Raw genomic sequence first — 22,286 nt, forward strand, 5'->3', positions numbered from 1 at the left:
TTTAGACCCGCACCGCGCTTGCGTCAATTGCCGGCTTCATTAAGAGGTTTGTACCAAGCAGGTTCCGCAAAAGTGTTCCACGGTTTTGCGACAAGAACCTGCGACAAGAAAAACGTCTGACCTAGGAGTGGAGCCTTGCGGCAGACAGGCATTCTTCCCGATCAGGACATTTCAGCGCTGTTCCAGTCCGGCGCGCTGAAGTCGGCGCGTGCGCTCGACGCCGACCAGATCCAGCCGGCCAGCCTCGATCTCAGGCTCGGCGACAAGGCCTGGCGGGTGCGCGCCTCCTTTCTGCCCGGCCCCAACCACAAGGTTTCGGAAAAGCTCGACCGGCTGCAACTGCACGAGATCAATCTTGCCGAGGGCGCGGTGCTGGAGACCGGCTGCGTCTACATCGTGCCCTTGCTTGAAAGCCTGGCGCTGCCGGCGGACATTTCGGCCTCGGCCAATCCGAAGAGTTCGACCGGACGGCTCGACATCTTCACCCGCGTCATGACCGATCGCGGCCACGAGTTCGACAAGATCGCCGCCGGCTATCATGGCCCGCTCTTTCTGGAAGTCAGCCCGCGCACCTTCCCGATCGTCGTGCGCACCGGCTCGCGCCTGTCGCAAATCCGCTTCCGCACCGGCAATGCGCTGCTCTCGGAAGCCGAGCTGCACGACCTGCATCGCGCGCAGACGCTGGTCGCCACCGAGCCGCCGAATATTTCCGGCGGCGGCATCGCGCTGTCGATTGACCTCAACGGCGACCAAAACGGTCTGGTCGGCTATCGCGGCAAGCATCACACCGGCCTCGTCGATGTCGACAAGCGCGCGGCCCAGGAAGTCGTCGACTTCTGGGAGCCGATCCACAAGAGCGGCGCCGGCGAACTGGTGCTCGATCCCGACGAGTTCTACATCCTCGTCAGCCAGGAGGCGGTGCACGTACCGCCGCTCTACGCCGCCGAGATGACGCCCTTCGATCCGCTGGTCGGCGAGTTCCGCGTCCACTATGCCGGCTTCTTCGATCCGGGCTTTGGCCATTCCGCGTCTGGCGGCACGGGCAGCCGGGCGGTGCTGGAAGTGCGCAGCCACGAAGTGCCGTTCATTCTCGACCATGGTCAGATCGTCGGCCGGCTGGTCTACGAGCACATGCTGAAGCGGCCGCAGGCGCTCTACGGCACCGATCTCGGCTCCAACTATCAGGCGCAGGGCCTGAAGCTGTCCAAGCATTTCCGCGCCGCGCGCTGAGCGCCGCCGTCAGGCAAAATACTTGCCTGTACCGGCTCGCCATGCTTGGCTGCCTTGCTGGTCGTCAGGCTGCCGGCGTTCAAGGGGAACCAAGAAAATGCAGATTTCGAAATGGATCATATCGGTGGCAGGCGCTGCCATACTGGTGATGGCGGCCGGCTCGCCTTCGCAGGCGCAGGAGAAAATCAAGATCGGCACCGAGGGCGCCTATCCGCCGTTCAACACCATTACCGCTGACGGCAAGGTCGAAGGCTTCGACATCGACATCGCCAATGCGCTGTGCGCGCAGATGAAGGTCGAATGCGAAATCGTCACCCAGGACTGGGACGGCATCATTCCCGCTTTGCAGGCGAAGAAATTCGACGCCATCATCGCCTCGATGAGCATCACCGAGGAGCGCAAGAAGCAGGTCGCCTTCACCAACAAATATTATACGACACCGCTCGCCCTGGTGGCGCCGAAGGACAGCGACCTGACCTCGACCGAACCGGCGGCCCTTGCCGGCAAGACGGTCGGCGCCCAGGCTTCGACCACGCAGGCCGACTATGCCCAGAATGAATATGGCAAGGCGGGCGCGGAGGCCAAACTCTATCCGACCCAGGAAGAGGCGATCACCGACTTGACCAACGGCCGCCTTGACGCCGTGATCTCGGACAAGTTCGTGCTGATGGACTGGCTGAAGAAGGCAAGCGACGGCTGCTGCAAGCTGGTCGGCGACGTCAAGGGCACCGAAACGCAAGCCGGCATTGCCGTGCGCCTGGAAGACACGGCCCTGCGCGACAAGCTCAACGCGGCCATCGACGCGATCGTCGCCGACGGCACCTACAAGAAGATTCAGGCCAAGTATTTCGACTTCGATATTTATTGAAACGTCGAAGAGCGTCTCTTCCTTCTCCCACAAGGGGAGAAGGGAGGGTGCTACCTCAAAGCGCCTTCACAGCCACCTTCACGGGCAGCTCGATCTCCAGCGGGTTGCGCAGCGGCAGGCCGAAGTCCCCAGCCTCGATCTCGAACACATCGCCGGCCTCGGTCTTGATGCCGTCGGCGAAGGACAGCGTCGCCGTACCGAACATATGCACATGCACGTCGCCCGGCTGGCGGAAGGCCGCGTATTTGAAATGGTGATGCTCGAGATTGGCGATGGTGTGCGACATGTTCGCTTCACCGGACAGGAACGGCTTTTCCCATAGCACCTCGCTGTCGCGCACGATGCGCGAGGTGCCGCGGATATCGGGCGGCAGGTCGCCGATCAGGATTTCCGGACCGAACGAGGCGTTGCGCAGCTTGGAATGGGCGAGGAACAGATAGTTCACGCGCTCGGTGACGTGGTCGGAAAACTCGTTCGACAGCGTGAAGCCGACGCGGAAAGGTGCGCCGTCGTCGCCGATGACATAGATGCCGGCCACCTCGGGCTCTTCGCCGGCGTCCTTGGCAAAGGCCGGTGACAGGAGTGCGGCACCTGGCGCCACCGCCATCGTGCCGTTGCCCTTGTAGAACCATTCCGGCTGCACGCCGATCTGGCCGTTCGCGGGCTTGCCGCCCTCCAGCCCCATGCGGAACATCTTCATGGAATCGGTGAGCTGCTCCTCGCCGTCGGCGCTCAGCTTCTTGTGCATGGAATCGCGCGTCGCCGCCGAGCCGAGATGCGTCAGCCCGGTGCCCGTCAGGTGCAGATGCGCCGGATCGGGGTGGTTGATCGGCGACAGCAGCCGCCCCTTCTTGTAAGCGGCCTCGAGATCGACCGTCTCGCCAAGTCCTTTGCGTTCGATCAGCGCGACGAGGCCGACGCCGGTGCGGGCGGCCTCCATCGCCAGCGAATAGACGCTGCGGGCGCCATTGATGATCCGGGTCTTGCCGCCATTGCGGGCAACGACGCGGATGGTCTCGGCGTCGTCAAGGATCTGGGAGATCAGCATGATGAATCCTCTCTCATTTGCCTTGGCAGGGCTGCCAAAACGGCAGACCTTGCTCGGCGCGGCCGGACCTCGTCCATGCCACGGTTTAAATTCTCAGTTCGGATTGCGCTCGCGGGCCTGGTCCCTCAGGGACTTCTGTTACCGGGTTGCCGGCAGCGCCGCGATCGTATGCCTCCTGCTTGCCTCGACTAGAGCAGTTCACCGTCTCACGGAAACGGCGAACCGCTCTAACTCATTGTGGTGCAATTCCGGGCGGAAAACCGTTTCACACTTTTCCTTGGAATTGCTCTTAAGCCCGTTCAGGCCTTGTTCTTGTTGTAGACGTCGAAGATCACGGCACCGAGCAGCACCAGGCCTTTGACCACCTGCTGCCAGTCGACATTGACGCCCATGATCGACATGCCGTTGTTCATCACGCCCATGATGAAGCCGCCAACGACCGCACCGATGACCTGACCGACGCCGCCCATGGCCGAGGCGCCGCCGATGAAGACGGCGGCGATGACGTCGAGCTCGCTGCCGAGGCCCGCGGCCGGCACCGCCTGTCCCAGTCGCGCCGCGATGATCAGGCCGCCGAGCGCCGACAGCACGCCCATATTGATGAACACCATCAGCGTCAGCCGCTCGGTGTTGATGCCCGACAGCTGCGCGGCCTTGGAATTGCCGCCCATGGCGTAGATACGGCGGCCGATGGTCATGCGCTTGGTGACGAAGACGAACAGCGAGATCAGCACGCCCATGACGAGCAGCACCACCGGCAGGCCCCTGTAGCTGGCGAACTGGTAGACCAGGAACAGGGCCAGCGCGCTGCCGACCAGCGTCTTGACGACGAACAGGGCAAAGGGCTCGGCCTCATAGCCATGGCGTTCGCGCTTGCGGCGCGTCCTCACCCCGAAATAGGCATAGGCCAGCACGGCGATCAGGCCCAGCACGATCGTTGTCATGTGCAGCGTCAGGCCGCTGCCCATGATGGTCTTGCCGGCCGCGTTCACCGTCGGCGGGATCAGCGTCAGCGGGCCGATGACATCCGGGATGAAGCCGGAGCTGAGCGCCTTGAAGCCATCGGGTAGCGGCCCCACCGAGGATCCGCCGCCCAGCAGGGCCTGGCAGATGCCGCGGAAGATCAGCATGCCGGCCAGCGTGACGATGAAGCTCGGTATCCGGTGATAGGCGATCCAGTAGCCTTGCGCGGCGCCGATCGCGCCGCCCACGATCAGGCAGATGATCGACACCACCAGCGGATTGCTGAACGGGCCGAGCGGCCAGATGACCATCATCATCGCCGCCAGCGCGCCGATGAAGCCCGCCACCGATCCGACACTCAGGTCGATATGGCCGGAGACGATCACCAGCAGCATGCCCAGCGCCATCACGATGATGAACGAGTTCTGCTGCACCAGATTGCTCAGGTTCACCGGCTTGAACAGCGTTCCGTTCGTGGTGAACTGGAAGAACACCATGATGGCGATCAGCGCCAGGATCAGGCCGTACTCGCGCAGGTTCGTCGTCAGCGCCGAGACGGCGATGCGTGGGCGCTGCTCTTCGGCGACGTTGCCCTGCGGGGCGGGGGCGCTTTCGGTGCTCATGCTGCTTTTCCTTCTCCACGAACGATGGCACGCATTATTTTTTCCTGGCTTGCTTCCGCGGCGGGCATTTCGCCCACGATGCGCCCTTCGTTCATGACGTAGATGCGGTCGGTGATGCCGAGCAATTCCGGCATTTCCGACGAGATGACCACGATCGCCTTACCCTCCGAGGCGAGCCGCGCGATGATCGTATAGATTTCGTACTTGGCGCCGACATCGATGCCGCGTGTCGGCTCGTCGAGGATCAGCACGTCCGGGTCGGCGAACAGCCATTTCGACAGCACCACCTTCTGCTGGTTGCCGCCGGAGAGATTGCCGGTCATCTGATAGACGCTGGACGCGCGGATATTGGTCTTCTTGCGATAATCGTTGGCGACGGCGAGTTCGCGCATGTCGTCGATCACGCTGTGGCGCGACACGCCGCCGAGATTGGCCAACGTGATGTTGTGCTTGATATGGTCGATGAGGTTGAGACCGTAGGTCTTGCGGTCCTCTGTGACGTAGGCGATGCCGTGTTGGACCGCCTTGCTCACCGAGGATACGTCGACCGGCTTGCCCTTGAGCAGCACCTCGCCGGAGATGCGGCGGCCGTAGGAACGGCCGAACAGGCTCATGGCGAATTCGGTGCGTCCAGCGCCCATCAGCCCGGCAATACCCACCACTTCGCCCTTGCGCACGTTGATGTCGATGCCCTTGATCACCTGCCGCTCGGCATGGATCGGGTGATAGACCGACCAGTTCTTCACTTCGAACACGACCTCGCCGATATCAGGCTCGCGCGGCGGATAGCGGTCGTCGAGTGAGCGGCCGACCATCGAAGTGATGATGCGGTCTTCCGAGATGTCTTTCTTGGCCAGCGTCTCGATGGTGCGCCCGTCACGGATCACCGTCACCTTGTCGGCGACCCGGTTCACCTCGTTGAGCTTGTGCGAGATCAGGATCGAGGTCATGCCTTGCCGCTTGAATTCGAGCAAAAGGTCGAGCAGCGCCTGGCTGTCCTTCTCGCTCAGCGAAGCCGTCGGCTCGTCCAGGATCAGCAGCTTGACTTCCTTGCTCAGCGCCTTGGCGATTTCGACCAGCTGCTGCTTGCCGACGCCGATATTGGTGATCAGCGTCTTGGGGTCCTCCTTGAGGCCCACCTTCTTCAACAGCGCGCTGGTGCGCGCCTCGTTGGCATCCCAGTCGATGACGCCGAATTTGGCGTGTTCGTTGCCGAGGAAGATGTTTTCCGCGATCGACAGCATCGGCACCAGCGCAAGCTCCTGGTGGATGATGACGATGCCCTTGTGTTCGCTGTCATGGATGCCTTTGAACTGGCATTCCTGGCCTTGGAAGATGATCTGGCCGTCATAGGTGCCGGAGGGATAGACGCCCGACAGCACCTTCATCAGCGTCGACTTGCCGGCGCCGTTTTCGCCGACCACGGCATGGATCTCGCCTTCCTCGACGCTGAGATTGACGTTCGACAGCGCCTTCACGCCGGGAAACGTCTTGGTGATGTCGCGCATCTCCAAAATCGTCGAGGCCATGGGGACTACCGCTCCTTGAGAGCTCGGCAAACATTGCCGGCGAGGTCGGTGACAATACCGGGCTCGCTGGTGAACGAAAAGGGGCCCTGCGTTGCGCAGGACCCCCTGACTTTGTAACCGGGATTACTTCAGTTCGTCGGCCTTGATGTAGCCGGAGTCGACGACCAGCGCCTGGTAGTTCGACTTGTCGACCTCATGCGGCGTCAACAGGATCGAGGGAACGACCTTGACGTCGTTGTTGTAGGTCTTTTCATCGAGGCCGTCCGGCTTGCCGCCCGAGAGCACCTTGTCGACGAGTTCGACGGTGGCCTTGGCCAGTTCGCGGGTGTCCTTGAACACGGTCGAGTACTGCTCGCCCGAGATGATCAGCTTGACCGAAGCGGTTTCGGCGTCCTGGCCGGTCACAACAGGCCACGGCTGAGCCTCGGTGCCGTAACCGACGGCGCGCAGCGAGGCGGTGATGCCGCGCGACAGGCCGTCATAGGGCGACAGAACGCCATCGACGCGGCTGCCGTCCGAATAGTTGGCCGACAGCAGATTGTCCATGCGCGCCTGGGCGGTGGCGGCGAGCCAACGCAGCGTGCCGACCTTGTCCATGCCGGTCTGGCCAGACTTGATCTTGATCGAGCCGTCGTCGATCAGCGGCTGCAGGACGGAGATGGCGCCATTGTAGAAGAAGAAGGCGTTGTTGTCGTCGGGCGAGCCGCCGAACAGTTCGACGTTCCACGGCTTGGTGTTCGGGAAACGCTCCTTGAGGCCCTTGACCAGCGAATTCGCCTGGATCACGCCGACGCCGAAATTGTCGAAGGTGGTGTAGTAGTCGACATTGGCGGTCTTCTTGATCAGGCGGTCATAGGCGACGACGACGACGCCCGCGTCAGCGGCCTTCTGCAGAGCATCCGACAGGGTGGTGCCGTCGATCGAAGCGATGATCAGCGCCTTCGGGCCTTTGGTGATTTCGTTTTCCAGCTGGCTGAGCTGGTTGGGGATGTCGTCCTGCGCGTATTGCAGGTCGACGGTGTAGCCGAGAGCCTCGAGCTGGGACTTGACGGCATCGCCGTCATTGATCCAGCGCTGCGAGGTCTTGGTCGGCATCAGCACGCCGACAAGACCCTTGTCGGCTGCGTGCGCCGAGTAAGTCATGGCAGCGATGCCAAGGGCCGCGACGGCGGCCAGTGTCTTGATGATTTTCACTTTAACTCTCCCTGTTTGATGGACGCGGCACCCCGGGGGTCGCGGGCCGCGCAATCGTGCAGAAGCGCCAAGGCACTGCTGCCGTCATATCGATCTCCGGTATCCTCCCATGGCCCCGAGACGCTGGTTCAATCGATACGATTTTTCTCGTCAGCGACCGTCACGTCTTGGAACGCGCGGAGGGTGTGGGTCTTTGCCATAACTGTCAAATGCGATCTTTGATGGTTGCTATATCATGGTTGGTATATGTATTGGGACGTGACGGGCTGACTCCAAGGTCGGCCTCACACGAGCAGAAGGCAGGGAAAAGCGATGGCGCGGCCCGGGAATCTGACAACAGCTTCAAATGGTTACAGAGAAGCACCGGGCGATGGCGAAACCCTGCTGCGCAGCGGTCTCAGTCTGCGTCACATGCGCATGATCGTCGCGCTCGACGACCACAGCCGAGTCAGCGCGGCAGCCCAGGTTCTGAATATTTCGCAGCCGGCGGCCTCGCGCATGATCGCAGAGATGGAGGCGGTGCTGGAGGTCAAGCTGTGCGAGAGGCTGCCGCGCGGTATCACCTTGACGCCATACGGCAAGGCTTTGGCCAGGCGCGCGCGCTCGATCCTGCTGGAGATGCGCGAGGTCGACCGCGAGATTTCCGAGCTCAAGGCGGGCAAGGGTGGTTCGGTTTTCCTGGGTGCCGTGACCGCGCCGGCTATCGAGCTGGCGGTGCCGGCAATTCGTGAGATCCGCCGCATCTATCCGCGCATCGAGATCACCATGCAGGTCGAGACCTCCAATGTGCTGGCACGCGAGCTGATCGCCACGCGTCATGATTTCATCATCGCGCGCATACCGGACGATCTCAATCCGCGGCTGTTCGAGTCGCGCGTCATCGGCGTCGAGAAGGCCTGCCTGATCGTGCGCCGGGGCCATCCGCTCACCAAGGGCGAGGCGGTGCGGCTGGAAGAGACCGCCGCCTATGACTGGGTCTTCCAGTCTGGCGGCTCGCCCTTGCGCCAGGCCATGGAGAGCAACTTCCTCAACCGCAACATCGCTTTGCCGGATCGTATCCTGAACACCAGTTCGCTGCTCCTGACCCTGGTCATGGTCGCGCAATCCGATGCCATCGCACCGGTCTCTGTCCAGGTGGCGAAATTCATCCAGAACCCTGACGGGCTGGCCGGCGCCATCGACGTCGTCCAGACCGAATTCGACATCGAGGTCAGGCCCTACAGCCTGATCACGGTGAAGAATCGCGCGCTGTCGCCGGCCGCCAAGATGCTGCACGACTTCATTCTGAGAGAAGTGGGATGATGGCTCGCTCGGGTAAGGTTGTCCGGCGAAAGCACCGCCAGGCCGAGGCTAGAGCAGTTCACCGTTTCACGGAAACGGCGACCCGCTCTAACTCCTCGTTTTGACGCAATTCCGGACGGAAAACCGTTCCTGGAATTGCTCTAGCGAAAGCGAACTGGGAACATTGTTTCCCGCCAATGCGTTCATGATCTTGCAAGGGACGATTTCTTCTGGAGGCTGAACATGCGCAGCTTCGAAATCATCGATCTGCTTTACGTGATCGAGGCCTGCAAGCACGATCGATCGGTCGGGAATTTCGTTTCCATGGCTGAAGGCGTGGAAGAATTGCGGGTGTTGACCGGCGATTTCGTTTCATCGGATGACGTGGCAGCAAACGCCCTCGCAACGGTGGCGCTTGCGCGAGGCTGCTCGGTTGTGTTCGACGAACAGGCAGGCGCTGAAATGGTTCTGACGCCTTAGACTGGAGCGGGTAGAGGGAATCGAACCCTCGCGTTCAGCTTGGGAAGCTGACAAGCTACCATTACATCATACCCGCGTGTGCCCTCGTTACCATGAGGGTTAGCCTTCGGGCAATCGCAAAGCGGTCTGTTCTCACGACGGTCGTGCTGCGGATCACGGCGCGCCCGCGGCCGTGAATTGCCGTTTTGCCTCCGCGACCTTATTGCCGGGGGCGAAGCTTGGCCAGTATTTCGAGATGGCCAGCGTCGCGCCGGCGGAAGAGAAGTGGCCATAGTCGAAGTAGAGAAATTCATTGGTCGTGGCATCGGCGTATGAACAACCGGCCGAGTCGCACAGATACGTCAGCGGATCTATGAAATCGGCCCCTTTGGTGAACGGCAGAACCCGTGCGTTGATGTTCGGATCCATAGCCATCGGCCAGGATGTGGTTCCGGCATGCTCCCGTTTCACCAAGAAAGCGATCTTCTGGACGTCGGCGATGAATTCCGGAGACTGGCCGACGGTATAGACCTTGACCCCCATCTCGCGAAGCCGATCGATCGTCTTCTGCAGGCCGTCGAAGCCCCTGGCCTGGTAGTCGGTCCATCGGCCGCTCAAGATCACCGCCTGGATGTTGGCGTCGCGAATAATCGACAAGGCCCGTTCGTTGAAGCGGGTGCAGGCGGGCCGAGCATAGGAAAAATAGGTCAGGTCGGGCGGACAGCCGGCATAGGTGTATTGGATGACATTGGCCTGGATTTTCTGGGCGTTGGGCTCAAGTCCCGGAACATAATGGGCAGCGAAAGAATCGCCCCACAGCAGCACATTGGTGGCAAAGCCCATTGTACGGGTGCAGTCGGCAAGGTTCCAGTCTTCGATGCGGGTCCCGTTTTCGTTGAAACAGATGCCGTTGCGCCAGTCGCCGACCCGGATACGTTCGGTCGAGAAATCCGGAAACCGTTGCGGGAAACCGTTGCCCAGTGCACCGGCCAAACCACCGGCGCACAGCAGCACGATTGCCGTCGCCGAAAAGGCGAAGATAGGCAGCGGGGCGGTATAGGCGCGTTTGTGGCGGAAGGGTTGCTCGACATATTTCCAGGAGAATGCCGCCAAGGCGAAACTGGCCACCGTCATCGCGATAATCGTTGGCACACCGACAGTCTTCAGGGAGAGATAATGGACGAACGAGTTGATCGGCCAGTGGACGAGGTAAAGCGAATAGGAAATGAGGCCGACCCAGACCAGCGGCGCCAACCGAAGCACGCGAGTGGCGACAGATGCCGGCCTGTCGGCGTTATCCTGGCCAGCATAGATCAGCAAAGCTGTTCCGATGCAGGGGAATAGGGCGTTGTAGCCGGGGAACGGATCGCTGTCCGAAATCATCACAAAGCCAAATGCAATCAGGGCAAAGCCGGCGAGGCCGATCAGGTCCGCCGCCAGCCGACTGGCTAGGACCGGAGGCTTCCGCAACATCAGCATGGCGCCCAGCGCCAGCTCCCATATGCGCGTCGGCAAGAGATAGAAGCCTGCCGTCGGTGCCAGCGAGGTTGCTATGACTGCCAGGGCAAAGCTGCCGACGGCCATCGGCAGAAGTACCGTCAGCCAGCGTTTCGAGACGTATCGGTAGATCAGATAAAGGAGGATCGGCGCGAAGATATAATACTGCTCTTCCACCGAAAGCGACCATGTGTGCAGGAGCGGCCGCAGTTCGGCGTCGATGGAGAAATAGTTCGTCGTTTTCCAGAAATAGATGTTCGACCAGAAGGTCGAGGCGGCGATCACGCTAAGGCTGAATTCGTGGAGATCCGAAGGCAGAAGGATGAACCAGGCGGCAATGCTCGCGAGCAGGATGACGAAGGTCAGCGCCGGCAGGATGCGCCGTGCGCGGCGCCAGTAGAAGCGGCCGATCGAGAACTGGCCCCGCTCAAGATCATCGAGCAGGCTGCCGCTGATCAGATAGCCCGATATGACGAAGAAGATGTCGACACCGGTGAAGCCGCCAGGAATGGCGGACACGCCGAAATGGAAGAGCACGACGGGCAGCACCGCAACGGCCCGCAGGCCGTCGATGTCGCGCCGGTAGTTCATCCGGCCGGCTCGCACACGGCCACCAGGATCCGTGCGGCCGCACCCGCCACGCTCATTCGGCGATGCCTCAGGTCGTGCTGAAAATCCCGGCTCATCGATCTCACAGGCTTATCCCCAAGCAGTAATTTGTTGCGCTGCAACATACGTGTCAAGGCATATATTGGCCGTCGCGAAATTCGCCAGCAACGCACCAGGATCAGGCGCCAGGCAGATAGATCACTGCATGGTCGTCCGCATAGGCCCGCTTCCAGCCCAACTGGTCGAAAAAGGGGATGCGGGCGTCGTCAGCCGACAGCAGCGCCCAGCCTATTGCGTATTTCTTCAACCGGGCTTCGAGGAGTGGCTTGCCGTTGCTGTGACCCGTCTCGTCATCGGCTTTTGTGAAACCTCCCAGGAACAGCTGGTCCGTCCGTCCGTCGATATAGGTCTTGAACCCGTGGAAAATCAGCGTGCCGCCGAAATTGTAGGAATTCAGCACGTTGCCGGATAGATGATGGCTTTGCGCGAATGCCAGCGCCCCGCTGGCCGATGTCTTCGGACTTGGCGCTACCTGATAGACGCTGCCGAGCACAGTGACCCCGCCAATCAGCAGAACGGCTGCCGTGCCGCAGATGGCGTAGAACCGCCTGGCGAAGAATCTCTCCAGTCCGTCGCGCTTTTCGGCCAGCCATGCGGTGGCCGAAAGCGAGGGATATTGCTGGGCGACCTCGGCCGCCATCACCAGCGGAATCAGCAGGAAGAACAGATACATGAAGCGCACATGGGCGAGATAGACATGCAAGGTGAAGACGACGAACAAGGCCTTGGCCCAGCCAATTCGCAATCGGGACACCAGTAGCCCGAAAAGCGCCAGCAGCATCGCCGCTTCCTGGACGGGACTGTCCGGCTGATTGAACGGTTTCCATTCCATGATCAGCGACACCGCCTCATTGCCGTAGGCCACGGCGAGCGTCGCCAGGATGGCCTGGACGCCGTAGGGGTGGATCAGGCTGACCAGCGGGCAAAGCAGACCGAACGCGATCCACTTCGCCAGCAGGGACGGTTTCGACAGGCCCGTGCGCGCCAGCAGATCGAGACCGGCAAAAGCCGCGATGACGAAGCTCAAGGTGAAGGTGGCGTGCAGGTTCGCCCATAACACGACCAGCACAAGCAGCCACCAGGGCGGCGCCCGTTCTTCCCTCGCCGCACCGAAGAGCACCGCCGTCCAGATGACGATGATCGGGAAGGTGAAGACATGCGGACGCGCCGTGAAGATCGGGTTGATCAGGAACACCGCCGCGAAGGCCAGTGTAATCGCCAGGATCGGTTTCAGCCATGCGCTGAGAAACCACCCCATGAGGAAAACCGTCAGGGAGATCGAGGCGATGATCGCGGTGACGACCCCGTTCCAGCCGCCCGCCCGGTAGGCAAGAGCCAGCAGGACCTGTCCCAGCCATTCCTTGGCAATCCAGGGCTGGCCGGCAAACGTGTAGGAATAGGGATCGACGGTCGGAAATGTCCGGTTAGTCAGGAAATCCAGACCGACCTTCACTTGCCACCAGCTGTCGGGATCCTGCAGGGTGGCGCCTGCCTGGGCACCCAACGCACCGGCCATCGCCAAGGCCGCGAACAGGCAGAAGATCAGCCTGTTCCGCTCGTTGTATGTCGCGGCCTCCGCACTGGCCTGAGCGTCGTTCATGCTGCGCCGCCTCTGATCGGTTCCGGTGACAGTTGGGTTCAAGGTGTTGGATTGGCGGGGTGCTGCCGAGGCTTGTCGGCCACCCGAACTGTGCGGTCGGTGCTGTCGTCCCCGCGCCCCACAAACACGAAGCGAGCCGAGCCAAGATAGAAAACAACCGAATAGACGCAGATTCCCGCGAGGTGGACCAGCGGGTTTTCGACGATGCCTGCTGAACGGGCGGCGATCACGACGGCCAGATTGACGCTGTAGGCGACCAGAAAGACACCCCCGTAGCGCAGCGCGGTTCCGGGCTGGAAACCATCGGCTCTGCTGAAGGTCCATTGGCGGTTGAGGAAGAAGCCGAGGACAAGGCCGGCGGCATAACCCGTGGCGTTGGCAAGGATGTCGCCCAGACCCAGCGCAAGCCCGGCCAGGATGACAGCGTATCCCAGCGCCGTGTTCAACAGACCGACGGCGCCAAATCGCAGCATCCTCGGGAAGTCAAACGGCAGGCTTGACCACATGCGCAAAATATTGGGCTCCGACAGGTACCTTGGTGAGGAAGCGCTCGAACGGCCTCAGTCTCGCAAGCATCCGAGGAAAGAAAATCCGGTAGACGATCCTCGTATTGGCAAGGCCCGCCTCGGCCATGCGCCTGCGCATCTCGCGCGAATTTATCAAAACCGCGTTTTCATCGAAGGCACAGTTTCTCACCGCGTGCGTGGTCAGCGGGTTCCAGGGATTGTGTTCGAAGACGAAGAAGCTGCCGCCATCGGCCAGCACCCTGCCGATCTCGGCGAACAGTCCGATCTGCAGGTCCTCGGGAATATGGTGGAATACACAGGCCGCGAAGGCCAGGTCGAAGCTGCCGTCGGCAAAAGGAATTGTCTTGCCGTCGAAATGCGTGAAGGCGGCCTGGCCGGGAAAGCGCTTGCTGGCGATGTCGAGCGATTCCCGCGAAGGATCGAGCAAGGTGATCTCCGCGTCGGGAAACGCGTTGCGCATATGGCCGAGCGAATTGCCGACGCCGGCGCCGAAATCCAGTACTCGTCGGGGTTTGACACCGGCCCGCCGCAGCGTCGCGGCGACGTCGTCGATCTTGTACCTGGCGAAGAAATCCGGGTTTTCGCCGCTCAGCCTTATGCTTGCGGCATGCTGCTCCTGATATTCCCGCGCAAACTGGTCGAACTCCGCCTCAAGCACGTGCGGCCCTCTTTGCCATCTCCTGCAGGCGATGGACCGGCAATTCGCCGTCCTCCACCGCCTGGCTGCGCGAAACGATCTCGTTGACGAAGTAGAGCGGCCGCCGCTTTGTCTCCATGTACATGCGCCCGAGATACTCGCCGAAGATTCCGAGCACCATAAGCTGGACGCTGCCGAGGATCAGCACGATCGCGGCAAGGCTGGTCCAGCCGGGCAACACGTTTCCGACCGACCATTCGAACAGCGTGTAGCCGAGCACGACCAGCCCCAGAAGCCCGAACATCATTCCGAGCAGCGAAGCGAAGCGCAAGGGCACGATGGAGAAGCTGGTCATCGCGTCGACCGCCAGAAGAAGCATTTTCTTCAGCGGATAATGGGTGGTGCCGGCAAAGCGGCGGTGCCGCTCATAGGGGAAAGCCACCTGTTTCAGCCCGATCCAGCTAACCATGCCGCGAATGAACCTGTAACGTTCTGGCATCGCGTTCAGATGGTCGAGCGCACGACGGTTCATCAGCCGGAAATCACCGGTATTCGGGGCTATGTCGACGTCGACCATCCGGCGCAGCAAGCGATAGAACATGGACGCGGAGGCGAGCTTGAACCAGCTTTCGCCATCGCGCGTCAGCCTCTGGCCGTAGACCACATCGAAGCCTTCGTTCATCTTCGTCATCATCGCGCCGAGCAGTTCAGGTGGATCCTGCAGGTCGGCATCGAGAATGAGAATGCGCTGGCCGCGACAGAATTCGAGCCCGGCGCTCAACGCGATCTGGTGGCCGTAATTGCGGGCGAGGTCGATGGCGACGACATGTTCGTCCTTTTCGGCCAGTTGTAGAATGGCCTCGCGCGTACCGTCGGTCGCGCCATCGATGACAAGGACGATCTCGTAGGAAGGGCCTTGTTCAAGGCATGCGGCCGTGACCCGCCGGTGCAGTTCGGCCACGCCATCCAGCTCGTTGTAGCATGGGATGACCACCGACAGCATGACGCCGCGTCGCGCGGTGTTTCTCTCCGTCTCCACCAAAGCCTTGCTCCCGCTATTCGATTGGGAATAGCGGCAATTGGTTAGAAAACAGATAAGCCAGCGGGATCGCTGCGGCAGTAGCCGGCAGTCTGCCATGCGCCTGGGCTCGGCTTGCGGCCACACTATGCTCGGTGTCTCGCTATCCCGCAGAACTCCCGGCTTGAAGCGGACAAGCCAAGTGCGTATGTCTGGCTGACGCCCTCTAGCCAGGGTACCTCAATCTGGAGACGGGCCTTGTCCGCATTGACGCGCTTCCTTGGCGACTCGCCGCTCAAGGTGATCCTGAAACTGCTGGTGGTGTCTTTCCTCGTCGGCCTGGTCATGAATGCCTTCGGCTGGTCGCCGATGGATGTGCTCTACGGCATCCGGAAGTTCTTCATGGACCTGTGGAATCTCGGCTTCCACGCCATCGACCGCTTCCTCGGCTATATCTTGCTGGGCGCGGCTATCGTCGTGCCGGCGTTCATCTTGTTGAGGATCGCCAACTACCGGAAGTAGAGCATGATCCCGAAAAGTGGGAACCGGTTTTCCGACAAGACCGTGCTTGAAAAGGACTATCAGGCGTAGCCCGCGGCGACCTCGAACAGGATGGCGTGGCGCGCCGCGAGTGCGGGCACATCCGTTGAATAGCCACCCCCGATGACGCCACACACCGGAACGCCACGCGTGCGAAAGTGGCTGATGACCATGTCGTCGCGGGCGCGCAGGCCGTCATCCGACAGCGACAGCCTGCCAAGCCGGTCCTCAGCATGGACGTCGACGCCGGCATTGTAGAACACGATGTCCCAATGGGCTTGGGCGGAGAGCTCCGGCAGGATGGCGGCGAGCCTCTTCATGTAAGCGACGTCACCCGTGCCGTCGGGCAGCGCGACATCGAGGTCGGAGGCGATCTTGCGCACGGGATAGTTGCGGTCGCCATGCATGGAAAAGGTGAACACGCGCGGATCATCGGCGAGAATATCCGCCGTGCCGTCGCCCTGGTGCACGTCGAGGTCGACGACCAGGATGTTTTGTGCCGCGGCTTCGGCGAGCAGGACCAATGCGGCGACGGCGACATCGTTGAAGGTGCAGAAGCCCGCGCCCTGCGCGCGCCGCGCATGATGGCTGCCGCCTGCGGTGTTGCAGGCGATACCGTGGCGCAAGGCCAGCCGCGCCGCCAGCACGGTGCCGCCGGTGGCAAGCTGCGCGCGCAGCGAGACGCGGGGTCCGATCGGAAAACCGATCTCGCGTTCGATCTTTTCGGGCACGCGGCAGTTGACGACCTGGTCGACATAGTCCGCCGCATGGGCAAGCTCCAGCCATGACGCCGGTGCCGGTTCGGCAGTGCTGAGCGCGTCGGGGCCGGCGAGGCCGCGCGTACGCAGCGCCTCCATCAGCAAGGGATATTTGCTCATCGGAAAGCGATGGTTGACGGCGAAGCCGGCGTCGTAGTCGGGATGATGGACGATCTGCAGAGGCATGAAATCGTATCCGGCTGGCTCACGCCAGACCGGGATTTCGGTTGGCCGTCAAGGGATAGGTGATTGCGCGGTGGCCGGAAAATGGGGCACATCGACGGTTCTATCAAGCCGCAATCAGCAAGGCAGCAATCCTTGGACAAAGGTGCAACACCAGCCGACGCCGGATCCCCTATCCACGCGGGATCCCCGATTCACCCCGGATCATTTGTCGTCACCAACCGCTCCGTGCTCGCCATCGCCGTGCCGATGACGCTTGCCTATCTGACCACGCCGATGCTCGGCCTGGTCGACACGGCTGTCATCGGCCAGTTCGGCGATGCCGCCTTGCTTGGCGGCCTGGCGGCCGGCGCATTGATCTTCGACGTCGTCTTCACCTCTTTCAATTTCCTGCGCTCGGGCACCACCGGCCTTGTCGCACAGGCGTGTGGGCGTGGCGATGCCCTGGAGGAACAGGCGGTGTTCTGGCGAGCCGTGCTGATCGCGGTTATCGCCGGCATCGTGCTCGCGGCCCTTGCCCCACTGGTCGCCATCGCCGGGCAGAAATTCATGGGCGCCGAACCGCGCGTCAGCGAAGCGATGGGCGTCTACATCCGCATCAGGCTGCTTGCGGCACCCTTCTCGCTGATCAACTATGCCATCCTCGGCTATGTGCTGGGGCGCGGCGAGGGTGGGCTCGGGTTGATGCTGCAGCTGGTGCTCAACGGCATCAACATCGCGCTCTGCTTCCTGCTTGGGCTGAAACTTGGCTGGGGTGTCGCCGGCGTTGCCTGGGCGACCGTCACCGGTGAGTTCCTGGCCATGCTGCTCGGCCTGGCGATCGTGATCCGCCGGTTCCGGGCTGCCCCATCCTTGCCGCGCCACCGCCTGCTCGACATGGCCGCCTTCCTGCGCATGATGTCGCTCAACCGCGACATCATGATCCGCTCGTTCTCGCTGCTCGCCGCCTTCGCATTGTTCACCCGCCAGGGCGCGCAGTTCGGCACGGTGACGCTGGCCGCCAACGCCGTGCTGATGAACTTCTTCCTCGTCGCCGGCTATTTCCTCGACGGCTTTGCCACCGCCGCCGAACAGCTGGCTGGCCGTGCCGTCGGCGCGCGCGCCGCCGCACCGTTCCGCCAGGCCGTCCGGCTGACGCTGTTCTGGGGTTTCGGACTGGCGGGAGCCGCGACGCTGATAATGCTGTCTGGGGGCGCCAATCTGGTGGCTCTCGTGACGACATCGGAGGAAGTCCGTTCGGTGGCCGACATCTACCTGCCGTGGGCGGCATTCACGGCGCTGAGCGGTGTGCTGGCGTTCCAGATGGATGGCGTTTTCATCGGCGCGACCTGGTCCCGCGACATGCGCAACATGATGCTGCTGTCGTTCCTGGTTTTCGCGGCCGCACTGCTGACCCTTGCGCCCGCCTTCGGCAACAATGGACTGTGGGCGGCGCTGCACGTCTTCCTGCTGGTGCGAGGCTTCAGCCTGCTGACAATCCTGAGGCTCAGGGTGCGGACGGCGTTTTAGACGGTGTCCCCGGAAGGCCCTGCGTCGTCCATGGCACCGAACGGCTTTCCGCGATAGGAATTTTTTCCTAATTATATACGTGACAAAGCATGAGCCGCCTGTTACAAACATGGCAGGGAGCACCTAGCCATGAAACTCGACAGCCCAATCTTCCAAGACGCCGACGCCGCCCGCATCCATTTGGAAGCGCAGCGTTGGCCGCATGGTCCTAACTGCCCGCATTGCGGCAATGCCAATCCCGACCGCATCACCAAGATGGAAGGCAAGGCGCACCGTCCCGGCCTGTACAACTGCATGGAATGCCGCGAACAGTTCACCGTGACTGTCGGCACCGTGTTCGAGCGCTCCAAGATCGCCTTGAACAAGTGGTTGCTGGCGACGTTCCTCATGGCTTCGTCCAAGAAGGGCATGAGCGCTCACCAACTGCACCGCATGCTTGGCGTCACCTACAAGACTGCTTGGTTTATGGCGCACCGCATCCGCGAGGCCATGGCGGAAGACGTGAAGTCGGCTGGCCCGCTTGGTGGCGAAGGCAAGACCGTGGAAGCCGACGAAACCTACATTGGACGCGTCGACCGCGATTACCTATCTCCTCAGCGCAAAGGCCAGCCCCGCTTGAAGCGCAAGATGAAGCCGAAGCGCACCGTTATCGGCCTTGTCGAGCGCGGCGGCAAAGCCCGCATGGTTCACGTCCAGCACGCCACCAAGGCAGTTGTGCGCGATATCCTGGTGCGCAATGCCGACCGCAATTCGACGCTCTATACCGACCAGTCCAAGCTCTACACTGTGACTGGCGAGGAATACGCCTCGCACAAGACGACCAACCATTCTGCTGGCGAATACGTCCGCTATGAGGACGGCGTGTCGATCCATTCGAACACGATTGAGAACGTGTTCTCAGTGTTCAAGCGCGGCATGGTTGGCGTTTACCAGCATTGCGGCGAGGCGCACTTGCACCGCTACCTTGCCGAGTTCGATTTCCGCTACAATCGCCGCACGGCGCTTAAGGTGACTGACACCGAACGCCACGACCAGTTGCTTGCAATGATCGAAGGCAAGCGCCTTACTTATCGGCGGATTGGTGAAGCCGGTCTCGCCTAAGCAGAAGACGCGAAAGCTTCTAGCTATTCGAAAAAAGGCTGCGAACCGCAGCGACGGCTAGACATAAGCCGCCGATCCACATACCGCCCGTACCAGCGAGGCTTGCCCACCAATCAAACGGCGCAAGAAACCCCTTGGCGTATGGCCCAGACCACATGCCCCATGAAGCCAAACAAAGGGAAGCGGTTCCGCCCCTAACCTTTAAGGCCAAGTCGCTTATTGTTTTTAGTTCTGGCCCCACGAATGCCCGCCCTTGCGGGAGAATCCTGCAACCAATGTGGCGATGAAAAGAATTGTCGCCCCCACCGGAAACAGTCCCGCTGCCCAAGAAACCCCAACAAAAAGGCTAGCCGCCAAGCCTGCCACCAACAGTGCTACCCCAAGCACCAACAGCGCTGCCGTGATTGCCGGCCACGCCGAGTTCCTACGCGTCGACAGCGATTGATTGTTAATGGCTGCTCTTAACACTGGAGATACCCCCGCGCCTGAGACGCTTGTGGTGACCAAAACATCTGTAACCCGAGCTATTGCCGCGCTGACCACATATGAAGCCGCGCCCTTACGCGAGCCCAGATCTCGGGAAATATCGCGAACAGCCGACTCGGTTCCGGTATAGAGACTCACAGTTTACCCTCCAATTCAGGGTGCGCTTCCAAGAAGCCGTCGATGTGTGATCCAAGCCACTTGTGGACAACAAAGGCAGTAGCGAAATCCATATATAATGTATCTTGCACCACCCTTACCACGCCATCCTTACCTTCCCGTTCAAGTTCTTTACCTAACGTTCCGTCAGAAAGTTCAACCGTCAGCGACGTCGGAATCGGCGCGCGCTCTGCAAAAATCGATACGATGAGTTGTCCGGTGACATTATTTATGCCGCCGTAAACGCCATCAATATGGAGATCACGGGCAAGTGGCGATTTTATGTAGTGGAACTTTACGCTCGTCGTCTCGACCGCCATTTTGCCCCGCCCTACGGTCCCTAAGGGCCATTTAGCCCTTGGATTTTGCGGCACCTTTACTGGAATCCTGGGCTTTGTCCACACTCGTCTTGTCGGGCGGGCGGGCGTCATGCATCTTCGGCGGCGTTTTCAGCATCCGTTGTAGTGTCTCGTTGAATTTCTTTTCGTCGGTCTCTTTTTCAGGATGGGCCATGATCAAGGATATCCCAGAAGACAAGCGAGACACGTTCACTGCGATCGGTCTCCTTACGGTCGGCTGGGCGTCAGCCGAATGCGCGTTGGATTTCATCATACGATATGTGCACGAACTCTACGATGGCAACCAGGTAGCGCCGGTTCCCCCTGTCTCTTTCAAGGGAAAGCCGCCATATCTCCGAAAGGCGTTCGCCGATCATCCTGACCTTGCGTCGCATTTGCCAAGGTTGAACGAACTGCTTGAGGAGGCATGGCAAATCGCAGAGCAGCGCCATTGGTGTATCCATGGCTTAGTGGAACTACGCACCAGCTCGGAAGCCTTCCCAATTTCCAAGATCATTCACGGGAAAAACCATAGGCAGGACAAGCGAGAATTTACCGTCCCTAAGATCGAATTTGTGGCTGAAAGAGCCATGGCCCTCTCGCTCAACTTATTTTTCTTCGGTGTCCAGACCGTGGGGATAATGCCTAAAGACGAGGCTAACAAGTTCGTCCGCGAACTCCTTAGCCAGTACTCCGCTGCACTCCCAGAGGGCGAGCCTTTCGGCTAGGACCAATCGACATTCAGGGATTCCGTTTTGGCGCGATGCGTGATTCATAGGTGTCCGCGATTTGCGGAGACTTAGGATGGCGACGAAGCGGTATGAGTTGAGCGACGAGCAATGGCGGCGGATTTCGTCGCAGCTGTCGGGCAAGGTTGGTGACCCTGGCCGGACTGGCTCGGACAATCGGCTGTTCGTCAATGGTGTGTTATGGGTGCTTCGATCCGGTGCTCACTGGCACGATCTGCCAGAGCGCTACGGTAAGACGCTGCACAAGCGGTTCTCGCGCTGGTCCAAAGTCGGGGTATGGGACCGCGTCTTCGCGGATCTGACGAAGGATCGGGACAACCAATATTTGATGCTGGACAGTACTCTGGTGCGCGCCCATCAACAGGCAGCGACCGGAAAAGGGGGGCCTCGGATCAGGCTCTGGGGCGCTCCCGAGGTGGACTAACCACCAAAATCCACATGCTTGCCGATACCTTCGGTCGTCCCCTCAGGTTCCTGCTTGCCGCCGGGCAGAGCCATGACATCTTGGCCGCGCCACTACTGCTCGAAGGCTGCACAGCCCAGGCCGTCCTTGCCGATAGGGCCTATGATTCCAGCGCCCTGCGAAACCTCATCGACGAGATCGGGGCAAAGGCGGTCATTCCCTCGACCCGTTCCCGATCAGTCCCCATCCCGCATGATCCCATCATCTACAAATGTCGAAACCGCATCGAGCGCTGCTTCAACAAACTCAAGCACTTCAGGCGCTTCGCAACGCGCTATGACCGCAGGGCACGCCACTTCCTAAGCTTCATCCATCTCGCCGCAGCAATGATCTGGATGCGCTGAATGTCGATTCAGCCTAGCTCCGTCCTAAGTCGCTCCATCTTTTCAGTGCCGGCCTGTCCCGACTGCTTTACCGAATCGACCATACTTTGTCACGTATATAATTAGGAATTTTTTCTTGACTGGGTGCTCTCAGCTATGGTACATTTTTGCTCATGGTGCTGATTTGCGCCGGTGACCCGCCGAACAGGCGGGTTTTTCGTCTGATGCTCCGTCAGCCAACGCCTCGGCGAGACTCCGAAGGAACCCGTTAACCCGGGTTCGTTGCCAATGCCGTGCGGTCGGATGCACTTGCACTTCCAGTCGATTTCCAACAGATGCACCAATTGTTCCAGGGCGAGCTTATGCGAAGCTACCTGCCATATGTCTTGGGCGCGGCGCTGGGATTGCTCGCTGCGTTCATTCTCTCCGCGGTTTCTGGCATCGGCGGCACCGCGCAATTGCTTCTCTTCGGGGTGTTGCCTGCCATCGGCGGCGCCATTTGCGAGCGGGCCGTCAGTCACAATCTACGCTCCTGAG

General features: G+C 61.0%; 21 protein-coding genes, 1 tRNA gene and 1 pseudogene. 10 read left to right on the top strand and 13 right to left on the bottom strand.

Going from position 1 to position 22,286, the window contains the following annotated elements; genetic code table 11:
* The first annotated feature begins 135 nt into the window (after positions 1 to 135).
* Positions 136 to 1,230, top strand: coding sequence for a 2'-deoxycytidine 5'-triphosphate deaminase (locus NKI21_RS20630; RefSeq protein ID WP_352443181.1), 1,095 nt, complete (start codon positions 136 to 138; stop codon positions 1,228 to 1,230).
* Positions 1,231 to 1,327: 97 nt separating this feature from the next.
* On the top strand, positions 1,328 to 2,098 hold the full coding sequence (locus tag NKI21_RS20635; RefSeq protein ID WP_352443180.1) for an ABC transporter substrate-binding protein: 771 nt from the start codon (positions 1,328 to 1,330) through the stop codon (positions 2,096 to 2,098).
* A 55-nt stretch (positions 2,099 to 2,153) separates the two neighbouring features.
* On the opposite strand, the gene araD1 is transcribed toward NKI21_RS20635, so the two are convergent.
* The 4 genes from araD1 to chvE form a co-directional block, all read right to left on the bottom strand.
* Entirely contained in the window at positions 2,154 to 3,146 is a 993-nt protein-coding gene (araD1, locus tag NKI21_RS20640) for an AraD1 family protein (protein ID WP_352441478.1), read from the bottom strand.
* A 299-nt stretch (positions 3,147 to 3,445) separates the two neighbouring features.
* The gene (mmsB, locus tag NKI21_RS20645) at positions 3,446 to 4,732 is read right to left on the bottom strand and encodes a multiple monosaccharide ABC transporter permease (RefSeq protein WP_027038593.1); all 1,287 of its coding nucleotides are present in this window, start codon (positions 4,730 to 4,732) and stop codon (positions 3,446 to 3,448) included.
* Complete coding sequence (gene mmsA, locus NKI21_RS20650; RefSeq protein WP_352441477.1) at positions 4,729 to 6,261, bottom strand: multiple monosaccharide ABC transporter ATP-binding protein; 1,533 nt, start codon at positions 6,259 to 6,261, stop codon at positions 4,729 to 4,731. The genes mmsB and mmsA overlap by 4 nt, the downstream gene beginning before the upstream one ends.
* A 123-nt stretch (positions 6,262 to 6,384) precedes the next feature.
* Positions 6,385 to 7,455 (bottom strand): multiple monosaccharide ABC transporter substrate-binding protein, encoded by a 1,071-nt coding sequence (chvE, locus tag NKI21_RS20655; protein ID WP_023813878.1) that lies wholly within the window; start codon positions 7,453 to 7,455, stop codon positions 6,385 to 6,387.
* A gap of 312 nt (positions 7,456 to 7,767) precedes the next feature.
* Between chvE and NKI21_RS20660 the strand changes: the two genes are divergently transcribed.
* Entirely contained in the window at positions 7,768 to 8,757 is a 990-nt protein-coding gene (locus NKI21_RS20660; protein WP_128305263.1) for a LysR family transcriptional regulator, read from the top strand.
* A 222-nt stretch (positions 8,758 to 8,979) separates the two neighbouring features.
* Complete coding sequence (locus tag NKI21_RS20665; protein WP_023813880.1) at positions 8,980 to 9,216, top strand: hypothetical protein; 237 nt, start codon at positions 8,980 to 8,982, stop codon at positions 9,214 to 9,216.
* Positions 9,217 to 9,218: 2 nt separating this feature from the next.
* On the opposite strand, the gene NKI21_RS20670 is transcribed toward NKI21_RS20665, so the two are convergent.
* From NKI21_RS20670 to NKI21_RS20695, 6 genes are all read right to left on the bottom strand, one after another.
* Positions 9,219 to 9,292 (bottom strand) — tRNA-Gly (locus tag NKI21_RS20670).
* Positions 9,293 to 9,369: 77 nt separating this feature from the next.
* Positions 9,370 to 11,283: an acyltransferase family protein gene (locus tag NKI21_RS20675; protein ID WP_352720406.1), complete on the bottom strand. Its 1,914-nt coding sequence runs from the start codon at positions 11,281 to 11,283 to the stop codon at positions 9,370 to 9,372.
* A 196-nt stretch (positions 11,284 to 11,479) separates the two neighbouring features.
* Positions 11,480 to 12,961 (bottom strand): hypothetical protein, encoded by a 1,482-nt coding sequence (locus NKI21_RS20680; RefSeq protein WP_352441475.1) that lies wholly within the window; start codon positions 12,959 to 12,961, stop codon positions 11,480 to 11,482.
* Positions 12,962 to 12,999: 38 nt separating this feature from the next.
* Positions 13,000 to 13,467, bottom strand: a complete 468-nt coding sequence (locus NKI21_RS20685) for a GtrA family protein (protein ID WP_031213781.1) — start codon at positions 13,465 to 13,467, stop codon at positions 13,000 to 13,002.
* Complete coding sequence (locus NKI21_RS20690; protein WP_023813884.1) at positions 13,445 to 14,146, bottom strand: class I SAM-dependent methyltransferase; 702 nt, start codon at positions 14,144 to 14,146, stop codon at positions 13,445 to 13,447. Before NKI21_RS20690 ends, NKI21_RS20685 begins: the two co-directional genes overlap by 23 nt.
* Positions 14,139 to 15,128 carry a glycosyltransferase family 2 protein gene (locus NKI21_RS20695; RefSeq protein WP_196815360.1) on the bottom strand — a complete coding sequence of 330 codons (990 nt, stop codon included), beginning with the start codon at positions 15,126 to 15,128 and terminating at the stop codon, positions 14,139 to 14,141. Before NKI21_RS20695 ends, NKI21_RS20690 begins: the two co-directional genes overlap by 8 nt.
* Before the next feature lie 273 nt (positions 15,129 to 15,401).
* Here NKI21_RS20695 and NKI21_RS20700 point away from each other — a divergent pair, with 273 nt between their 5' ends.
* Positions 15,402 to 15,665, top strand: coding sequence for a DUF6460 domain-containing protein (locus NKI21_RS20700; RefSeq protein ID WP_023813886.1), 264 nt, complete (start codon positions 15,402 to 15,404; stop codon positions 15,663 to 15,665).
* Positions 15,666 to 15,724: 59 nt separating this feature from the next.
* On the opposite strand, the gene NKI21_RS20705 is transcribed toward NKI21_RS20700, so the two are convergent.
* Positions 15,725 to 16,627, bottom strand: a complete 903-nt coding sequence (locus NKI21_RS20705; RefSeq protein WP_352866993.1) for a histone deacetylase family protein — start codon at positions 16,625 to 16,627, stop codon at positions 15,725 to 15,727.
* 132 nt (positions 16,628 to 16,759) lie between these two features.
* Between NKI21_RS20705 and NKI21_RS20710 the strand changes: the two genes are divergently transcribed.
* On the top strand, positions 16,760 to 18,133 hold the full coding sequence (locus tag NKI21_RS20710; RefSeq protein WP_352866996.1) for an MATE family efflux transporter: 1,374 nt from the start codon (positions 16,760 to 16,762) through the stop codon (positions 18,131 to 18,133).
* A 129-nt stretch (positions 18,134 to 18,262) separates the two neighbouring features.
* Entirely contained in the window at positions 18,263 to 19,234 is a 972-nt protein-coding gene (locus NKI21_RS20715) for an IS1595 family transposase (protein ID WP_352866999.1), read from the top strand.
* Between the two features lie 620 nt (positions 19,235 to 19,854).
* Here the strand turns inward: NKI21_RS20715 and NKI21_RS20720 are convergent.
* On the bottom strand, positions 19,855 to 20,196 hold the full coding sequence (locus NKI21_RS20720) for a hypothetical protein (protein WP_352867002.1): 342 nt from the start codon (positions 20,194 to 20,196) through the stop codon (positions 19,855 to 19,857).
* A gap of 31 nt (positions 20,197 to 20,227) precedes the next feature.
* Complete coding sequence (locus tag NKI21_RS20725; RefSeq protein ID WP_352867005.1) at positions 20,228 to 20,389, bottom strand: hypothetical protein; 162 nt, start codon at positions 20,387 to 20,389, stop codon at positions 20,228 to 20,230.
* Between NKI21_RS20725 and NKI21_RS20730 the strand changes: the two genes are divergently transcribed.
* The 3 genes and pseudogenes from NKI21_RS20730 (at position 20,388) to NKI21_RS20740 (ending at position 22,285) form a co-directional block, all read left to right on the top strand.
* Positions 20,388 to 20,942 carry a hypothetical protein gene (locus tag NKI21_RS20730; protein ID WP_352867008.1) on the top strand — a complete coding sequence of 185 codons (555 nt, stop codon included), beginning with the start codon at positions 20,388 to 20,390 and terminating at the stop codon, positions 20,940 to 20,942. The genes NKI21_RS20725 and NKI21_RS20730 overlap by 2 nt on opposite strands.
* 76 nt (positions 20,943 to 21,018) lie before the next feature.
* Positions 21,019 to 21,770 (top strand): annotated as a pseudogene (locus NKI21_RS20735) (IS5 family transposase).
* Positions 21,771 to 22,111: 341 nt separating this feature from the next.
* Positions 22,112 to 22,285, top strand: coding sequence for a hypothetical protein (locus NKI21_RS20740; RefSeq protein ID WP_352867011.1), 174 nt, complete (start codon positions 22,112 to 22,114; stop codon positions 22,283 to 22,285).
* Position 22,286: the final 1 nt, after the last annotated feature.

This window comes from Mesorhizobium sp. M0715, assembly GCF_040320355.1.
Taxonomy (GTDB): Bacteria; Pseudomonadota; Alphaproteobacteria; order Rhizobiales; family Rhizobiaceae; genus Mesorhizobium.